The sequence below is a fragment of the Streptomyces deccanensis genome (assembly GCF_022385335.1).
Lineage (GTDB): Bacteria > Actinomycetota > Actinomycetes > Streptomycetales > Streptomycetaceae > Streptomyces > Streptomyces deccanensis.
Genome location: NZ_CP092431.1, coordinates 4551414 through 4568019, shown reverse-complemented (window position 1 = coordinate 4568019; position 16606 = coordinate 4551414). Strand labels below are relative to the sequence as shown.

The 16606-nt window shown below is 70.2% G+C and carries 14 protein-coding genes; 8 read left to right on the top strand and 6 right to left on the bottom strand.

Going from position 1 to position 16606, the window contains the following annotated elements:
• The first annotated feature begins 75 nt into the window (after nt 1–75).
• Nucleotides 76–648: an RNA 2',3'-cyclic phosphodiesterase gene (thpR, locus tag L3078_RS20270; RefSeq protein WP_239755329.1), complete on the top strand. Its 573-nt coding sequence runs from the start codon at nt 76–78 to the stop codon at nt 646–648.
• 227 nt (nt 649–875) lie between these two features.
• Here thpR and L3078_RS20265 read toward each other — a convergent pair whose 3' ends face one another.
• A complete protein-coding gene (locus tag L3078_RS20265) occupies nt 876–1868 on the bottom strand; it encodes an aldo/keto reductase (RefSeq protein ID WP_239755328.1) in 993 nt (330 codons plus the stop codon).
• 154 nt (nt 1869–2022) lie between these two features.
• Between L3078_RS20265 and L3078_RS20260 the strand changes: the two genes are divergently transcribed.
• Complete coding sequence (locus tag L3078_RS20260; protein WP_239755327.1) at nt 2023–2955, top strand: nuclear transport factor 2 family protein; 933 nt, start codon at nt 2023–2025, stop codon at nt 2953–2955.
• A gap of 211 nt (nt 2956–3166) precedes the next feature.
• Nucleotides 3167–4513, top strand: a complete 1347-nt coding sequence (locus L3078_RS20255; protein ID WP_239755326.1) for a VCBS repeat-containing protein — start codon at nt 3167–3169, stop codon at nt 4511–4513.
• Between the two features lie 48 nt (nt 4514–4561).
• Here L3078_RS20255 and L3078_RS20250 read toward each other — a convergent pair whose 3' ends face one another.
• The 3 genes from L3078_RS20250 to L3078_RS20240 form a co-directional block, all read right to left on the bottom strand.
• Nucleotides 4562–5890: an MFS transporter gene (locus L3078_RS20250; RefSeq protein ID WP_239755325.1), complete on the bottom strand. Its 1329-nt coding sequence runs from the start codon at nt 5888–5890 to the stop codon at nt 4562–4564.
• A gap of 104 nt (nt 5891–5994) precedes the next feature.
• On the bottom strand, nt 5995–6585 hold the full coding sequence (locus L3078_RS20245) for a Uma2 family endonuclease (RefSeq protein WP_239755324.1): 591 nt from the start codon (nt 6583–6585) through the stop codon (nt 5995–5997).
• 117 nt (nt 6586–6702) lie between these two features.
• Nucleotides 6703–7392: a GDSL-type esterase/lipase family protein gene (locus L3078_RS20240; protein ID WP_239755323.1), complete on the bottom strand. Its 690-nt coding sequence runs from the start codon at nt 7390–7392 to the stop codon at nt 6703–6705.
• A gap of 245 nt (nt 7393–7637) precedes the next feature.
• Between L3078_RS20240 and L3078_RS20235 the strand changes: the two genes are divergently transcribed.
• Nucleotides 7638–8693, top strand: coding sequence for a WD40 repeat domain-containing protein (locus L3078_RS20235; protein ID WP_239755321.1), 1056 nt, complete (start codon nt 7638–7640; stop codon nt 8691–8693).
• Between the two features lie 196 nt (nt 8694–8889).
• On the opposite strand, the gene L3078_RS20230 is transcribed toward L3078_RS20235, so the two are convergent.
• On the bottom strand, nt 8890–9720 hold the full coding sequence (locus L3078_RS20230) for a TetR/AcrR family transcriptional regulator (protein ID WP_239755320.1): 831 nt from the start codon (nt 9718–9720) through the stop codon (nt 8890–8892).
• A gap of 100 nt (nt 9721–9820) precedes the next feature.
• Here L3078_RS20230 and L3078_RS20225 point away from each other — a divergent pair, with 100 nt between their 5' ends.
• The 4 genes from L3078_RS20225 to L3078_RS20210 all read left to right on the top strand — a co-directional run bounded on the left by L3078_RS20225 (nt 9821) and on the right by L3078_RS20210 (nt 15202).
• Nucleotides 9821–10801, top strand: a complete 981-nt coding sequence (locus L3078_RS20225; protein ID WP_239755319.1) for an ATP-binding cassette domain-containing protein — start codon at nt 9821–9823, stop codon at nt 10799–10801.
• Nucleotides 10798–11679 (top strand): ABC transporter permease, encoded by an 882-nt coding sequence (locus tag L3078_RS20220; RefSeq protein WP_239755318.1) that lies wholly within the window; start codon nt 10798–10800, stop codon nt 11677–11679. Before L3078_RS20225 ends, L3078_RS20220 begins: the two co-directional genes overlap by 4 nt.
• Before the next feature lie 142 nt (nt 11680–11821).
• Nucleotides 11822–13402 carry a cellulase family glycosylhydrolase gene (locus tag L3078_RS20215; protein WP_239755317.1) on the top strand — a complete coding sequence of 527 codons (1581 nt, stop codon included), beginning with the start codon at nt 11822–11824 and terminating at the stop codon, nt 13400–13402.
• A 180-nt stretch (nt 13403–13582) separates the two neighbouring features.
• Nucleotides 13583–15202 (top strand): alpha/beta hydrolase, encoded by a 1620-nt coding sequence (locus L3078_RS20210; protein WP_239755316.1) that lies wholly within the window; start codon nt 13583–13585, stop codon nt 15200–15202.
• Nucleotides 15203–15290: 88 nt separating this feature from the next.
• On the opposite strand, the gene serC is transcribed toward L3078_RS20210, so the two are convergent.
• Nucleotides 15291–16409, bottom strand: coding sequence for a phosphoserine transaminase (serC, locus tag L3078_RS20205; protein ID WP_239755315.1), 1119 nt, complete (start codon nt 16407–16409; stop codon nt 15291–15293).
• Between the last annotated feature and the right edge of the window lie 197 nt (nt 16410–16606).

Genomic DNA, 16606 nt, shown 5'->3' with positions numbered 1-16606 from the left:
CCGGTCGCGCCGCTCCCCGGCCCCTCACGGGGCGCGGTGGTCGCCGGATGATCGTCGGCCTGGGAAGGTGGCGGCATGAGACTGTTCGCCGCCGTGCTTCCGCCAGCTGATGTCGTCGATGAACTCGGCGTGGTGGTCGGGGAGTTGAAGAGGTTGCCCGGTGCGGACCGGTTGCGGTGGACCACTCCGCCCGGCTGGCACTTCACGCTCGCCTTCTACGGAGAGGTCGAGGAGGACGTCGTACCGGAGCTGTCGCGGCGGCTGGAGCGGGCCGCGGGACGCAGCGAACCGTTCCGGCTGGCGGTGCGCGGCGGTGGGCGGTTCGGGCGCGGGCGGGCGTTGTGGGCGGGGGCCGAGGGGGACGTCGTCGCGCTGCGGATGCTGGCCGACCGGGCGGAGGCGGCGGCGCGGAAGGCCGGGGTGCCGATGGGGGAGCACCGCCGCTACACGCCCCATCTGACGGTGGCCCGCAGCCGGGAGGACCTCGACGTACGGCCGCACGTCGCCGTGCTCGACACCTTCGCCGGCCGTCCGTGGACGGTGTCCGACCTGGCACTGGTGCGCAGCCACCTGCCGACGTCCGGCGTGGCGGGCGAGCAGCCTCGGTACGAGGCGGTGGCGCGGTGGGAGCTCGGGGCGGCCCGATGATCGTTCCGGCCGCCGGTTAGGCTCGGGGTGTGGACCCGAAGACCCGTAACCGGATCATGGCCGGTGTGCTCGTGCTGATGTTCGCGGTGGTGGCTGTCGCGGCGGCGCTCGGCAGGTGACCGCCCGGTGAGGCGGGGCCGGGGAACCGCGAGCCGTGGTCGGCCACGGCCGGGTGGTGCTCCTCGCGGGTTCCCCGCCCCCTCACGCACGGCGAGTGGCGCCGCCCACTACCAGGCGAAGGCCTCCGGGGACGGTCCCGGACCCGGGAAGATCTCCTCCAGAGACGTCAGGACCTCCTCGCTCAGCTCCAGTTCCACCGCGCGCAGCGCCGATTCGAGCTGCTCGGCGGTGCGCGGGCCGACGATCGGGCCGGTCACGCCGGGCCGGGTGAGCAGCCAGGCCAGGGCGGCCTCGCCGGGCTCCAGACCGTGCTTCTCGAGCAGGTCCTCGTACGCCTGGATCTTCGCCCGTACGTCGTCGCCGGACATGGCGCCCGCGGCGCGCCCCGCGCTGCGCCGACCGCCCTTGACCTCCTTCTTCAGCACGCCGCCGAGCGCGCCGCCGTGCAGCGGTGACCACGGGATGACGCCGAGGCCGTACTCCTGCGCGGCCGGGATGACCTCCATCTCGGCGCGGCGTTCGTAGAGGTTGTAGAGGCACTGCTCGCTGACCAGGCCGATGGTGCCGCCGCGGCGGGCGGCGATCTCGTTGGCCTGGGCGATCTTGTAGCCGGGGAAGTTGGACGAGCCGGCGTAGAGGATCTTGCCCTGCTGGACGAGTACGTCGACGGCCTGCCAGATCTCCTCGAAGGGGGTGGCCCGGTCGACGTGGTGGAACTGGTAGAGGTCGATGTGGTCGGTTCGCAGCCGCTTGAGGCTGGCGTCCACGGCGCGCCGGATGTTCAGCGCGGAGAGCTTGTCGTGGTTGGGCCAGGCGTTCTCGGAGTCCGCCATGTTCCCGTACACCTTGGTCGCGAGGACGACCTTGTCGCGGCGGTCGCCGCCCTTCGCGAACCAGTTGCCGATGATCTCCTCGGTACGGCCCTTGTTCTCGCCCCAGCCGTACACGTTCGCGGTGTCGAAGAAGTTGATGCCCGCGTCCAGCGCCGCGTCCATGATCGCGTGGCTGTCCGCTTCGTCCGTCTGCGGACCGAAGTTCATCGTGCCGAGGACCAGTCGGCTGACCTTGAGGCCTGTGCGTCCGAGCTGTGTGTACTTCATGACTGCCTAGCCAAATCGGTGGAGTGCGCTCTAGGCAAGCGGGGGCGGATCTTGACGCTAACTGGGGGTTAGTGCTTTCCTTCCGTAAGCATCATCTTGAACTTTCAAGCGCCTCTCCAGTCGCCTTTCGAGTTGGCCCTCCGATGGGAGCATCGTGACCCCCACCACGCCTGCCCGCCGCGCGCTCGTCGCCGTCCTCGCGGCCGCCGCGCTCACCTCCACCGTCGCCGTCGTACCGGCCGTCGCGGCGCCGCCCACCGCCGTCACCGAGCGGGCCCCGCACGGGGACGCCGCGCGGCTCGGCTACCAGAAGGCCGTGACCGTACGGGTGCTGAAGGGAGTGTTCGAGGACGGCGACACAGCGGTCGTGGACCGGTACGTGCGGCCGGACTACATCCAGCACAATCCGCTCGCACCGGACGGGGCGGAGACGCTGAAGGGGCTCGCGACGGCGGTGAGCGGGCAGTTCCCGGACGCCGTGTACGACATCAAGCGGGTCATCTCCCAGGGCGACCTCGTCCTCGTGCACTCCAACGTCGTGCTCACGCCCGGCACCCGGGGCTCCGCCGTCTTCGACATCTTCCGGTTCCAGGGCGGGCGGATCGCGGAGCACTGGGACGTGGGGCAGGAGGTGCCGGAGTCCTCCGCCAACGGCAACGACATGTTCTCCACCGTCAGCAGGCCGCGCACCGAGGTGCCCGGGCCTGCCTGGCTGACCTCGTACAACGAGAAGCTGGTGACCAAGGCGTTCGACCGGCTGCTGGTGCGCAAGGACCTCTCGGCGCTCGACCGGTACTGGGGCCCCGAGTACCACCAGCACAACCCGAACATCCCCGACGGCGTGGCCGGGGCCAGGGCCGGTCTGGGCGGCTACTTCCAGCAGTTCCCCTCCCTCACCGTCACCCGCAAGCGCGTCGTCGCCGAGGGCGACCTCGTCGCCGTCCACAGCCACTACGTCAACGCCCCGGGCGAACGTGGCCAGGCCGTCATCGACCTGTTCCGGGTGCGGAACGGAAAGATCGTCGAACACTGGGACGTACTCCAGAACGTGCCGGAGACGTCGGCGAACGACAACACGATGTTCTGACCGTCGCACCGTACGTCCGTGGTGACGGCGGCGGGGCGGTAGGCCGGTCGCGATCCCTGACCCGCGTAGCTGTCCGCCTGCAACCTTTTCCCCCGTCCGACTGTCTCCTGATCATCAACCGCTCCTGTGCCTGTGGTCCCTGAGATATCTGTGGTCCCTGAGAAATCGATCGGCACAGGAGCGGTCGCACAGAATCATCTGGAGACACTTCATGCGTATTCGCCCCGCAGCCTGCGCGGCACTCCTCGTGGCGTCCCTCGCCCCCGTCGTCACGGCACCCTCCGCCGGCGCGGCGGCGGCCAAGTACGCGGACGACTTCAACGGCGACGGCTACCGCGACTACGCCGGCTACACCTACGAGCAGTACAGCAAGGGCGGAGGCGTCCGGATCACCTTCGGTACCGCCTCCGGACCGGGCACCCAGACCCAGTTGATCACCCAGGACAGCCCCGGTGTCCCCGGCGCCGACGAGACGGAGGACCAGTTCGGCGACGTCAGGGTGCCCGCCGACTTCAACGCCGACGGATACGGGGACCTCGCCGTGTCGGTGTCGCGCGAGGATGTCGACGGACGCAAGGACGAGGGCGGCGTCGTCATCCTGTGGGGAAGCGCGACCGGCCTCTCGGGTGGCACCGCGATCCCCAACGCCGGCGCCAAGGTGTCGAACGCCCGCTTCGGCCGCGACCTCGCCGCCGGGGACTTCAACGGGGACGGCAAGAAGGACCTGGCCGCGATCAGCGGGAGCAAGGTCTACGTCTACCGCGGCATCACGCGCACCGGTGCGGCGGGCTCGGTCACCAGCCACGACAAGACGACGAAATTCGCGCCCACGTCCCTGGTCTCGGGCAGCATGAACGGGGACTCCAAGACCGATCTGGTGATCATCGGAATCACCGACGGGCCCGACGCCTTCGGCACGGACGCGTGGTTCGTCAAGGGCGGCTCCACGCTCAGCGGGGGCAAGACCCTGCGCCTCGTCACGGACTACGGCGACCCCAGCGAGGCGGTGATCGCCGACTTCAACAAGGACGGCTACGGGGACCTCGCGGCGGGCAGCCAGATGTACAACAACTACCAGGGCCGGGTGTCCATCTGGTACGGCTCCTCCACCGGCCCCGCCACCACCGCCCGTATCACGCAGGCCACCACCGGCGTCGCCGGCACCCCGGAGTCCGACGACGCGTTCGGCTCCTCCGTCTCGGCCGCCGACATCGACGGCGACGGCTACAAGGACCTCGCGATCGGCGTCTTCGGAGAGAAGATCAGCCAGGAGACGACCGAGGGCGGCGTCCACGTCCTGCGCGGCAGCGCGAGCGGGATCACCGGCACCAACTCGAAGTGGCTCGCCCGCAACACCGCCGGCGTCCCCGGCGACGTCGCATGGAACGACTGCTTCGGCGACCCGGTCCGCCTCCGCGACACCGACCGCGACGGCAAGGCCGACCTCTACGTCGGCGCCATCGACGGCTCGCTGCGCTTCCCCGGCACGTCGTCCGGCGTCACCACGACCGGTGTGACGGACGCCGACTCCGAACTCATCTGGGGCATGCTCCAGTAGGCCCGGCCTCCCCCCCCCCCGGCTGCTGCTTGCGACGGTGTGTCGGTGTCAGTTCTTCGCGAGTGGCTCCGGGTTCTGGTGGTCGTTCGGGGTGGTGGTCCCGCGCGGTGCGGAGCGGTGGCGCGGGAGGAGCAGGGGGGTCGCCAGGAGGAGGAGGCCCGCCGTGGCGATCGCGGTGCGGGGGGTGGTGACGGCGGCGAGGAGGCCCCAGAGGGCCGTCATGGCGGCGACGGTGAGCTTGCCGGTGACGGACCAGGCGGTGAGCGTGCGGGCGACGCGATCCGCCGGGGTCCGGGTGAGGCGCACGGTGGCCAGCACGGGGTTGAACACGCCGATGCAGGTGATCAGGCCGAACTCGACCACCATGACGAGGACGAGACCGGCCGGGCCCGCGCCGATGAACGCCAGCCCGAGCGGCCAGCACGCCCGCAGGGTTCCGGCGACCCGGAGGACCCTGTCCTGGCCGTGGCGGGCGACCAGACGGCGGGAGAGGCGGGAACCGATCAGGCCGCCGAGGCACGGGACGGCGAAGGCGAGGCCGTACTGCCAGGGCGCGAAGCCGAGTTGACCCACCATGAGGATGACCAGCAGCGGCGCCGGCGCCATGATCAGGGCGTTGACCAGCACGCTGTTGAGGAACAGGGGGCGCAGGGCCGGGTCGCGGAGGATGTACCGCCAGCCGTCGGGGAGGTCGCCGACGCGGAGCCGGGGGGTGCGCGGCGCGGGCGGGTCCTCGGGTGGGGTCGGTTGGGTTGGTTTGGTTAGTTGGGTTGGTACGGCCGGTCGGGTCGGGCGTGGTTCCTTGCCGCCGATCGCCCGGATGCCCGCTGCCGAGAGGAGGTAGCTGCCGGCGTCGATCACTACGGTGACGACCGGGCCGAAGAGGCCCATCGCGGCGCCGCCGAGGGGCGGGCCGAGCATGGTCGTGGTCCAGGTCGTGGCCTCGAAGCGGCCGTTGGCGGTCACCAGGTGCTCCGCCGGGACCAGGGACTTCACAAAGGCACCGCTCGCCGCGGTGAAGGTGATGTCGGCCACGGCGACGACCGTGGAGACCAGGAGCAGTTGCGGGAAGCTGAGCAGGTCCAGGGCGTAGGCCACCGGGACGGTCAGCAGGGCCGCGCAGCGGACCAGGTCCATGGTGATCATCACCGGGCGCTTGCGGCGGAACTCCACCCAGGGGCCGAGCGGTACGGCCACGGCCGCGCCCACCGCCAGGCCGGTCGCCGCCAGCGCGGAGACCTCCGTGGGGCCGACGTGCAGGACCAGCACCGCGATCAGGGGGAGCGCGTCGAACGACAGCCGGGTCCCGAACGCGCTGACCGCGTACGCCGCCCACAACCACCGGAACTCGCGCCCCAGCCCACCGCCCCGCGCCATCCGCCCCGCCCCGTCTTCGCCACCGCCGCGTCCGACCGGGACATCCAAGCGAGCGGGGGGACGCCGGGCAAGTGCGGAGCGCCGGATCCGGACGGGGGGTGTCGTCAGCCTCGGGGGAACTTGGCGGTGGGAAGCACCAGGTCGAGGGGGGTGGTGGTCATGTCCACCTCGGCGCCGTAGGTGATGGACAGGTCACTGAGATAGTCGCCGTCCTTGGGCTGGGTGAACAGCCGGCACTTGCCCACGTAGGGGTCGGCGATCAGGTAGACGGGGACCTCGGCGAGGGCGTACGCGGTCTTCTTGGGGCCGTAGTCGTTCCTGGCGGTGTCCGTGGAGATGACCTCGGCGATGAACTCGACGTCCTCATAGCGCCAGCGGCCGTGGGAGTCCTTCTCGGCGTCGTCGCGGAACTTGGCCACGTCCGGGGCGAGGCCGTTCTGGCGGCCCGGGAAGTCGATGCGGACGTCCGACAACACCGTCGCCTCCCGTCCGAAATGATCCTCCAATGCCCAGATGAGCTTGCGAATCGTCTGCCAGTGGATGTCCCGCTGCGGCGACATGTAGATGGTCCCCCCGACGATCTCTACCTTGTATCCCTCGGGGACGGGCATCTTCTCGAGCCGTTCGAACATGTCGTCCAGCTGGCGCGTGTTGTCGCTGTCGGCCATCGCGATCCTGTCTTCAAGGACGGTCATCGTGGCGCTCCTCCCCGGCCGCCCCTCGACCGAGGACGGCCGCGCAGTACAACGATACGCACGGTGACCAGGGCACGGACGGACGACCAAACTCCCTTGCCGACGGGACGTGTGAGCTCAGGAGTACGGCAGCTCGTACGGTCCCCCCAGGTCCCAGGCCTCGTGCATCGCGTTGGCGAACGTCGCCGCCAGTTTGTGTTCGCCGGAGGCGTTGGGGTGGGTGCCGTCGTAGGTGTCCCAGTTGATGTCGTACGACGGGGGAGGGGAGGCCAGCAGGAGGGGCGAGCGGGGTTCGTCGAGGTCGGCGGCCGTCTTGGCGAGGAGTTCGTTGAAGCGGGCGACCTGGGCGGCGAAGGGGGCGTCGGACACGGCGCGGATGTTCGGGGTGACCGGCAGGAGGACCATGCGGATGTGCGGGTCGGCCTCGCGGGCGGCCTCGACGAAACGGCGGGTGTTCTCGGCGGTCTGCTCGGCGTTGGTGTAGAAGCCCAGGTCGATGAGGCCGAGGGAGACGAGGAGGACGTCGGCCCGGTGGGTGCGGACCGCGTCGGCGATCAGCGGGGCCATGTGCAGCCAGCCCTCGCCCCAGCCCGCGAGGTGGGCGCGGGGGAAACGCGGGTCGGTGTCGGCGTACTCGTACGACGTCGGGGTGTCCGTCGCCTTGTCGTAGAGCGTCTCGCGCGGCCCGACGATCTTGAAGGGGCCGTTGTACGTCGTGCGCAGGTGCTGCCAGAGCCGGTAGCGCCATGTGTGTTCGCCCGCGCTCCCGATCGTCATGGAGTCGCCTACGGGCATGAACCTGAGCATCCGCACATCATGAACGATCGCTACCGACTGGTAGGCGACGGCCGGGACATGGGGAGCTGTGAGTCTGGCCACGTTGCCGGGTGCGGGTGCGTCGGGGCTGGTCGCGCAGTTCCCCGCGCCCCTGCTTTTCAGGGGCGCGGGGAACTGCGCGAGAAGCCCCACCGGGCCGCGCCCGACGACGCACCCCGGACCCCCACGGCGCTCCCCCACCCCACCCAGCGGAGCGAGATGGCAGGCTTGGGCCCATGCGCCGTCGCCCCCTCAACCGCCCTCACCCCCTCCGCCGGTTCCGCGCGGCCCGCCCCGGCTTCGCCGGTCTCGCCGGTCTCGCCGCGCTCCTGTTCGCCGCCCTCCCGGCCGCGCCCGCGGTCGCCGACGACGACGGGTTCACGATGAAGGACTCGCGGATCACCGAGTCGAGCGGTCTCGCCGCGTCGCGCCAGCACCCGGGGGTCTACTGGACCCACAACGACAGCGACGACGGGGCGTACCTCTACGCCGTCGACAGCGAGACGGGCGAGACGGTCGCCACGGTCACCATGACGGGCGTCGGCACCCCGCGTGACGTCGAGGCGATCTCCATGGGCCCGGACAACAAGCTCTACGTCGGCGACATCGGCGACAACCTCGGCGGCACCTGGGCGTACGTGTGGATCTACGAGCTGCCGGAGCCGAAGGAGCTGAAGGACCAGACGCTCAAGGCCACGCAGTACGTCGTGAAGTACGAGGACGGGGCGCGGGACGCGGAGGCGCTGATGGTGCACCCGAAGACCGGGCGGGTCTACATCGCCGACAAGAACGAGGCGGGCGGGTCCCTGTACGAAGGACCGGCCGAGCTGTCTGCCTCCGGCACCAACGTGTTCAGGAAGGTCGCCGCCGTGCCCGATCTGGAGGTCACGGACGGCGCGTTCTCGCCGGACGGCAAGCAGCTCGCCCTGCGCGCGTACTTCGGCGGCATCCTTTACGACTGGAACGGCGGCAAGATCAAGAAGGTCGAGCGGCTGAGCGTGCCCCTGCAGCGGCAGGGGGAGTCGGTGACCTTCCGCACCGACGGCTCGAAGATCATGTACGGCAGTGAGGGGTCCGGCAGCTCGGTCGTCGCGCGGGACGTGCCCGGCGGCGGCTCCGGGAGCGGCGGCTCCGGCTCGTCCTCCTCCGGGTCCGACGGGGACGCTTCGGGTACGGCCCAGGCCGACGGCGAGGGCACCAGCTCGACCGTCAAGGTCGGCGCGCTCGCCGTGGCCGGCGCGGTCGTCGTCGTATGGGGCTTCAGGCGCCTACTACGTCGCCCGTCGTCCTGAGCCCCCGGCTACCCGCAACCGCCCGTCGTCCTGAGCCCCCGGCTCCCTACAGCCCCGGCTCTTCACAGCCCCAGGTCACCCGCAACCGCCTGGCCACCCCCGCAACCGCCCGTCGTCTTGAGCCCTCCGGCTCCGCGCAACGCCCGGCTGCCCAGAGCCCCGGCTCCCCGCAGCCCCAGCCTGCCCGCAGCCCCCACTACCCACCCCCGGCCTCCCCGCCCTCGCGCCGCCGGTTCACGTACACCTCCAGGCCGTCCAGAAGGCGCTGCAACCCGAACTCGAAGTGGTCGAAGTCCGTACCGAACGCGTCCTCGGAGAGGCCGGCGAGGAGGGGGTAGCGGCCGGAGAGCATCAGTTCCTCCAGGATGGGCGCCTGGGCCTGCCAGAACTCCGCGTCGGTGAGGCCGGTGCGGTGTTCCGCCTCCTGCGCGTAGAGCTGGGTGCGGGCCGCGCCGACCACGTAGCCGTCCACCGCGACGACCGCTGAGATCAGTTCGGGGTCGGTCAGCCCCATGGACTTGATGCGGGAGAGCACCTTCTCCATGCCGTCGAGCGCGCTCGGCCCGAGGACCGGGCGGGACTGGTTGACCTGGAGCAGCCAGGGGTGGCGGCGGTAGAGGGCCAGGGTGGCGCGGCCCATCGCCTCCAGGGCCGAGCGCCAGCCGCCGTCGCCGAGGTCGGCCGGGTTCTCGGAGGGCCGCTGGACGCGGTCGAGCATCAGGTCCAGCAGTTCGCCCTTGCCGGGGAGGTAGCGGTACAGGGACATGGTCCCGGTGCCGAGTTCGGTGGCGACCCGGCGCATGGAGAGGGCGTGCAGCCCCTCCGTGTCGGCGACCCGGACCGCCGCCTCCACGATCCGGTCCAGGGTGAGCCCCGGCTTCGGGCCGCGACTGGGGCGTGGGCCGGTGTCCCAGAGCAGTTGCTGTGTGCGGACGATGTCGCCGCTGCCGCTGGTCTCCGTGCCGCCGGCGGTGCTGCCCGCCGCGCCTGCCGCACCGCCCGCCGTAGCGCTCTTGCCCCTTGTCATGAGCCCGAGTTTAGGTGCTCGCGAAAAAACTGGGTACGTCGTACGCGAAATCGGGTACGGTGTACTCAGTTCTTGACGGACGTCTGGTGAGGGGGACTCGATGAGTGACGGATACGCGGTCCGGGCCGAGGGTCTGGAGAAGCGGTACGGGGAGAAACGCGCGCTGGACGGCTTCGACCTCACCGTCCGCGAGGGCACGGTGCACGGCCTCCTCGGTCCGAACGGCGCGGGCAAGACCACCGCCGTGCGCATCCTCTCCACGCTGCTGCGCCTGGACGGCGGCCGGGCGACGGTGGCCGGCCTCGATGTGGCGCGGCACCCGCGCGAGGTGCGGGCCCGCATCGGCCTCACGGGGCAGTACGCCGCCGTGGACGAGGTGCTGACCGGTCGTCAGAACCTGGAGATGTTCGGCCGGCTGTTCCATCTCGGCGGGCAGCGGGCGAAGCTGCGCGCGGTCGAGCTGCTCGACCGGTTCGACCTCACCGACGCCGCCGACAAGGGCGTCGGCAAGTACAGCGGCGGTATGCGGCGTCGGCTCGACCTCGCCGCGTCGATGATCCTCGCCCCGGCCGTCCTCTTCCTCGACGAGCCGACGACCGGCCTCGACCCGCGCAGCCGGGGCGAAGTCTGGGACTCCGTACGGGCGTTGGTGGCGAGCGGGACGACCGTGCTGCTCACCACGCAGTATCTGGAGGAGGCCGACCGGCTCGCCTCGCGCATCACCGTCATCGACCAGGGACGGGCCATCGCGGACGACACCCCGGACGGGCTGAAGAGCACGGTCGGCGGTGACCGGATCGAGGTCGTCGTCGCCGAGCGCGCCGACATCCCGCGCGCGGTGAAGGTCGTCGCCCGCGTCTCGGACGGCGAACCGGAGTCGGACGAGACGGAGTTGCGGGTCCACGCGCCCGTGACCGACCGCGTCTCGGCCCTCACCGAGGTGGCCCGCACCCTCCAGGACGAGGGTGTACGGGTCGAGGACATCGGCCTGCGCAGGCCCAGCCTGGACGACGTGTTCCTGCGCCTGACGGGCCACCGCACGGAGAAGACCGACGAGAACGACAAGGGGGCCGCCGCATGACCGCCGTCGATCCGAACGCCGTCGCCGCCGGAGCCGCCGGCACGAGGACCGTCGCCACGAGCGCCGTCGACCTGAACGTGTCGAGCGCGCACGGCCGTACGTACTGGGTGCTGGCCGACGTCTGGAACATCGTCCGCCGCGGCCTCACCCACTACCGGCGCCAACCGGTCAACATTGCCTGGCAGTTGGGCTTCCCGATCCTCTCCGTCCTCCTCTACGGCTATGTCTTCGGCAGCGCCATGCAGGTGCCCGGCGGCGGGGACTACCGGGACTTCCTGATGCCGGGGATGTTCGTGATGACGATGGCCTTCGGGTTCATCAACACGGCGACCCTCGTGGTCTACGACTCCACCAAGGGTGTCATCGACCGGTTCCGCTCCATGCCGATGGCGCCGTCGGCGGTGGTCGCGGGGCGGGGAGTCACCGATCTCCTCGTCGCCTGCGCCGAGTTGGCCATCATGATGCTGACGGCCCTCGCGATGGGCTGGCGCCCCGACGCCGGCCTCGGCTTCCTGGCCGCGTTCGGGCTGCTGCTCTGGCTGCGCTTCGCGCTGATCTGGATCGGCGTCTGGCTGGGCCTGCTGGTGCCCAACCCGGAGGCGGCGGGCGGTCTCTTCGCGGTCGCCTTCCCGCTGACCATGATCTCCAGCATCTTCGTCGCCCCGCAGCTCATGCCCGACTGGCTGGGCTGGATCGCCGCCTGGAACCCGATCTCCTCCACGGCCGCCGCGACCCGCGACCTGTTCGGCACGCCGGTCGGCGGCGGCGACTCCTGGATCGAGGAGAACGCGCTGCTGATGGCCGGGGTGTGGCCGGTGGTGCTCACGCTGATCTTCCTCCCGCTGGCGGTACGGAGGTTCCAGAAGCTGAGCCGGTGAGCACGGCCAAGGGCGTCCGGTGTACCAGGTGGCGCCGGACGCCTTGACGTGTTCATGCGATCTGTCTTCCATGGGAGGTGCGGGGGGTGGGAGCGCTCCCACCCTGTTCCGGCCCCGCGCCTCCCGAGGAGGAAGCAGCGCTATGTTCCGCAGCTTACGGAGAACTCTGGGCACCCTGTGCGCGGCCGCCGCCGTGCTCGCGCTGCCCCTGACCGGCGGCGCGCAGGCGGCGGTCGGTGCGACCGGTGCGGCCGAGGGGGCCGAGGCGGTCGGTGCGGCCGAGGCCGGAGCCGGTTACTGGCGTACCAGCGGACGGCAGATCCTGGACGCGAACGGTCAGTCCGTCCGGATCGCCGGCATCAACTGGTTCGGCTTCGAGACCGCCAACCACGTCACCCACGGCCTCTGGTCCCGCGACTACAAGAGCATGATCGACCAGATGAAGTCGCTGGGCTACAACACCATCCGCATGCCCTACAGCGACGACATCCTCAAACCCGGCACCATGCCCGACAGCCTCAACCACTCCGACGGCAAGAACGCCGACCTCCAGGGTCTGACGTCCCTCCAGGTGCTGGACAAGATCGTCGCGTACGCCGGTCAGAGCGGTCTGAAGATCATCCTCGACCGGCACCGCCCGGACGCGGCGGGCCAGTCGGCCCTCTGGTACACCTCGGCCGTCCCCGAGACGACCTGGATCACCAACCTCAAGGCGCTGGCCACCCGCTACAAGGGGAATTCGACCGTCGTCGGCATCGACCTGCACAACGAGCCCCACGATCCCGCCTGTTGGGGCTGCGGCGACACGGCGAGGGACTGGCGGCTGGCCGCCCAGCGCGCGGGCAACGCGGTCCTCTCCGTCAACCCGGACCTGCTGATCCTCGTCGAGGGCGTCCAGACGTTCAACGGTGTCTCGGGCTGGTGGGGCGGCAATCTGATGGGCGTGGCCCAGTACCCCGTACAACTCGACGTGCCGAACCGGGTCGTGTACTCGGCCCACGACTACGCCACGAGCGTCGCCCAGCAGAGCTGGTTCGACGACCCGTCCTTCCCGGCCAACATGCCGGGCGTCTGGGACAGGTACTGGGGCTACATCTTCAAGCAGAACATCGCGCCGGTGTGGCTCGGCGAGTTCGGTACGACCCTCCAGTCGACGGTCGACCAGCGCTGGCTGTCGGCCCTGGTGACGTATCTGCGCTCGACCTCCGCCCACGGCAACGACTCCTTCCACTGGACCTTCTGGTCCTGGAACCCCAACTCCGGTGACACCGGCGGCATCCTGAAGGACGACTGGCAGACCGTGGACACGGTCAAGGACGGCTATCTGACGAGCATCAAGGCGCCGGGCTTCCCGCCGGGCGGGGGCACCGGCCCCGGCGATCCGGAGGACCCCGGTGACCCGGGCGACCCGGGCGGCGGGACACCGGCCTGCACCGCCGCGTACACCGTCAGCAGCGACTGGGGCAGCGGCTTCAACGCCGAGGTGAAGGTCACCAACACCGGTACGAAAGCGCTCAGTTCCTGGAAGGTGACCTGGACCTGGCCCGGCTCCCAGCGGGTGACGACCATGTGGAACGCCTCGTACACCCAGAGCGGGGCGACGGTCACCGCGGCCAACGCGGCCCACAACGGGACGGTCCCGGCGGGCGGTTCGGCGAGCTTCGGGTTCGGGGGCGCGCCGGGAGGTGGCGGTGTGCCGAGCGTGAGCTGTGCGGCGACCTGAGGCAGTGTCCCGGATCTGTGCAACTGCCCCCTTCTGTGCTTCGTCTGTGAGTAAGCAATGACTCAATTCGGTCAAGTCTTGGTCGAATGACTGAGTGAGGGGTGCCCTCTTCCGGAACCATGCGGCACGGGCCGCGTACCCGCGGTCCGTGAACCCCCCTCACCGTTGCGAGAGAACTCCATGAGAAGAAGCGCAGCCGTGCTGTGCGGCGCCGGTGTCGTCCTGGCCGGGACGCTCAGCGCCGTTCCCGCCAACGCGAGCGGGTCGTCCGCCGCGAACACCGTCCAGGCCGCCGCCGCGAAGGTCGCCTGGAAGAAGTGCGCCACTGACGACTACCCGACGCTGCAGTGCGCGTCGGTGAAGGTGCCGCTGGACTACGCGAAGCCGAGCGGCAAGAAGATCACGCTGGCCCTGTCCCGCGTGCCGCACACCTCGAAGACGTACCAGGGCCCGCTGCTGGTCAACCCCGGCGGCCCCGGCGGCAGCGGTCTGACGCTGGCCGGATTCGTCGCCTCCTCGCTGCCGAAGAAGGTCGCGGCCCAGTACGACGTCATCGGCTTCGACCCGCGCGGCGTGGGCGCCAGCAAGCCCGCCCTCAACTGCAAGCCGGGGTACTTCGATCCGGTGCGCCCGGACTCCGTGCCCAGCACGGCCGCGATAGAGAAGGCGAACCTCAAGCGGGCCCAGGACTTCGCCAAGGCCTGCGGCACGAAGCACAAGGATGTCCTGCCCTACATCAACACGATCAGCGCCGTGAAGGACCTGGACTCCATCCGCAAGGCCCTCGGCGCCAAGAAGATCAACTACTTCGGTTACTCGTACGGCACCTACCTCGGCGCGGTCTACGCCAAGCTCTACCCCGAGCGCGTACGGCGTCTGGTGCTGGACTCGATCGTCGACCCGACCGGCGTCTGGTACGAGGACAACCTCGACCAGGACTACGCCTTCGACAAGCGCCACAAGGCGTTCATGGCGTGGGTCGCCAAGCACAACGCCACGTACAAGCTGGGCACCGACCCGAAGAAGATCGAGGCGAAGTGGTACGCCATGCGTGCCGCCCTCGCCAAGAAGCCGGTCGGCGGCTCGGTGAAGGTGGGCGCCTCCGAACTGGAGGACACCTTCCTCCCCGGCGGCTACTACAACGGCTACTGGCCCTTCCTCGCCGAGGCGTTCGCCGCCTACGTGGGCGACAAGAACTCCGACCCACTGGTCGAGGCGTACCAGAACTTCGCCGCCGTCGACTCCTCCGGTGACAACGGCTACAGCGTCTACACCTCGGTGCAGTGCCGTGACGCGTCCTGGCCGCGCGACTGGAAGAAGTGGCAGAAGGACAACTGGGCGGTCTACAAGAAGGCGCCCTTCATGACCTGGAACAACGCCTGGTACAACGCGCCGTGCGCGTTCTGGCCGACCAAGTCGCTGAAGCCGGTGAACGTCGCCAACTCCAAGCTGCCTCCGACGCTGCTGTTCCAGGCCACGGACGACGCGGCCACCCCGTACCAGGGCGGTCTCACCGTCCACAAGCTGCTCAAGAACTCCAGCCTGGTCGTCGAGCAGGGCGGCGGCAACCACGGCATCACGCTGAGCGGCAACAGCTGCCTCGACAAGTACCTGGCCACCTACCTCACCAACGGCAAGGTGCCGCACGGCAAGGGCAAGGTCGACGCCACCTGCAAGAAGCTGCCCGACCCGAAGCCGGCGGCCCCGCAGGAGGCTTCCGCCCAGTCGACGCTGAGCACGCAGGGGCCGGCCGCGACCGGCGGTGAGACCCTGCACGGCATCCTCGGCTTCCGCGGCTGAGCATCACCGTCACGGTGAAGAACGCGAAGGGCGCCCGGCAGCACGTGCTGCCGGGCGCCCTTCGATGTCGTACGAAGAGCGATCGAGGTCAGAGCTTCTCGATCACGTAGTCGACGCACCGGGTGAGGGCCTCGACGTCCGCCGGGTCGATCGCCGGGAACATGGCGACACGGAGCTGGTTGCGGCCGAGCTTGCGGTACGGCTCGGTGTCGACGACGCCGTTGGCGCGCAGGACCTTGGCGACGGCGGCGGCGTCGATCTCGTCCGCGAAGTCGATCGTGCCGATGACCTGGGACCGCTTGGCCGGGTCGGCGACGAAGGGGCTCGCGTACTTGCTCTCCTCCGCCCAGGTGTACAGCCGTGTCGAGGAGTCCTTCGTCCGGGCCGTGGACCAGCTCAGACCGCCCTGGCCGTTGATCCACTCCAGCTGCTGGTTGAGCAGGAAGAGGGTCGCGAGGGCCGGGGTGTTGTACGTCTGGTTCTTGCGGGAGTTGTCGATCGCCGTCGGCAGGCTGAAGAACTCCGGGACGTGGCGGCCGGAGGCGTGGATCCGCTCGGCGCGCTCGATGGCGGCCGGGGAGAAGACGCCGATCCAGAGGCCGCCGTCGGAGGCGAAGGACTTCTGCGGGGCGAAGTAGTAGACGTCGGTCTCGGCGATGTCTACGGGCAGGCCGCCGGCGCCGGAGGTCGCGTCGACCAGGACGAGGGCGCCCTCGTCGGCACCGGACACGCGCTTGATCGGGGCGGCGACACCGGTGGAGGTCTCGTTGTGGGTGAAGGCGTAGACGTCGACGCCCGCCTCGGCCTGCGGCTCCGGGTGCGTGCCGGGCTCGGAGGAGACGACCGTCGGCTCGGCGAGCCAGGGGGCGAGCTTCGCGGCCTTGGCGAACTTCGAGCTGAACTCGCCGAAGGTCAGGTGCTGGCTCTTGTTCTCGATCAGACCGTGGGTCGCGACGTCCCAGAACGCGGTGGAGCCGCCGTTGCCGAGGACGACCTCGTAGCCCTCGGGGAGGGAGAACAGCTCGCTGATGCCCGCGCGCACCTGGCCGACCAGGTTCTTCACCGGGGCCTGGCGGTGGGAGGTGCCGAGCAGGGAGGTACCGGTCGCGGCCAGGGCGTCCAGCGCCTCCGTCCGCACCTTGGAGGGGCCCGCGCCGAAACGTCCGTCGGCGGGCTTGATGTCAGCGGGGATCTGGATATCAGCCACGACGCGAGCCTATCGGCTCCCGGAAACCCGGGCGAAACGTCGTCCGTCGGGTGAGACGGGGTCGGGGCGCCTAATAGCTCGGGGGTTCGGGTGCGTCGGCGGCTGCGGGCCCGGTGGGGCTTCTCGCGCAGTTCCCCGCGCCCCTAAAGGCTCCAGGCCTCGCGGGCCTGGAAAAGCTGGGGCGCAGCCCCGCTTTT

Coding starts and splice junctions, on each gene's coding strand:
- L3078_RS20245 (WP_239755324.1), bottom strand. CDS start 6,585: ATGACCGTCCTTGAAGACAGGATCGCGATGGCCGACAGCGACAACACG.
- L3078_RS20220 (WP_239755318.1), top strand. CDS start 10,798: ATGACCGCCGTCGATCCGAACGCCGTCGCCGCCGGAGCCGCCGGCACG.
- L3078_RS20240 (WP_239755323.1), bottom strand. CDS start 7,392: ATGCTCAGGTTCATGCCCGTAGGCGACTCCATGACGATCGGGAGCGCG.
- L3078_RS20255 (WP_239755326.1), top strand. CDS start 3,167: ATGCGTATTCGCCCCGCAGCCTGCGCGGCACTCCTCGTGGCGTCCCTC.
- L3078_RS20265 (WP_239755328.1), bottom strand. CDS start 1,868: ATGAAGTACACACAGCTCGGACGCACAGGCCTCAAGGTCAGCCGACTG.
- L3078_RS20225 (WP_239755319.1), top strand. CDS start 9,821: ATGAGTGACGGATACGCGGTCCGGGCCGAGGGTCTGGAGAAGCGGTAC.
- L3078_RS20250 (WP_239755325.1), bottom strand. CDS start 5,890: ATGGCGCGGGGCGGTGGGCTGGGGCGCGAGTTCCGGTGGTTGTGGGCG.
- L3078_RS20210 (WP_239755316.1), top strand. CDS start 13,583: ATGAGAAGAAGCGCAGCCGTGCTGTGCGGCGCCGGTGTCGTCCTGGCC.
- L3078_RS20215 (WP_239755317.1), top strand. CDS start 11,822: ATGTTCCGCAGCTTACGGAGAACTCTGGGCACCCTGTGCGCGGCCGCC.
- L3078_RS20230 (WP_239755320.1), bottom strand. CDS start 9,720: ATGACAAGGGGCAAGAGCGCTACGGCGGGCGGTGCGGCAGGCGCGGCG.
- thpR (WP_239755329.1), top strand. CDS start 76: ATGAGACTGTTCGCCGCCGTGCTTCCGCCAGCTGATGTCGTCGATGAA.
- L3078_RS20235 (WP_239755321.1), top strand. CDS start 7,638: ATGCGCCGTCGCCCCCTCAACCGCCCTCACCCCCTCCGCCGGTTCCGC.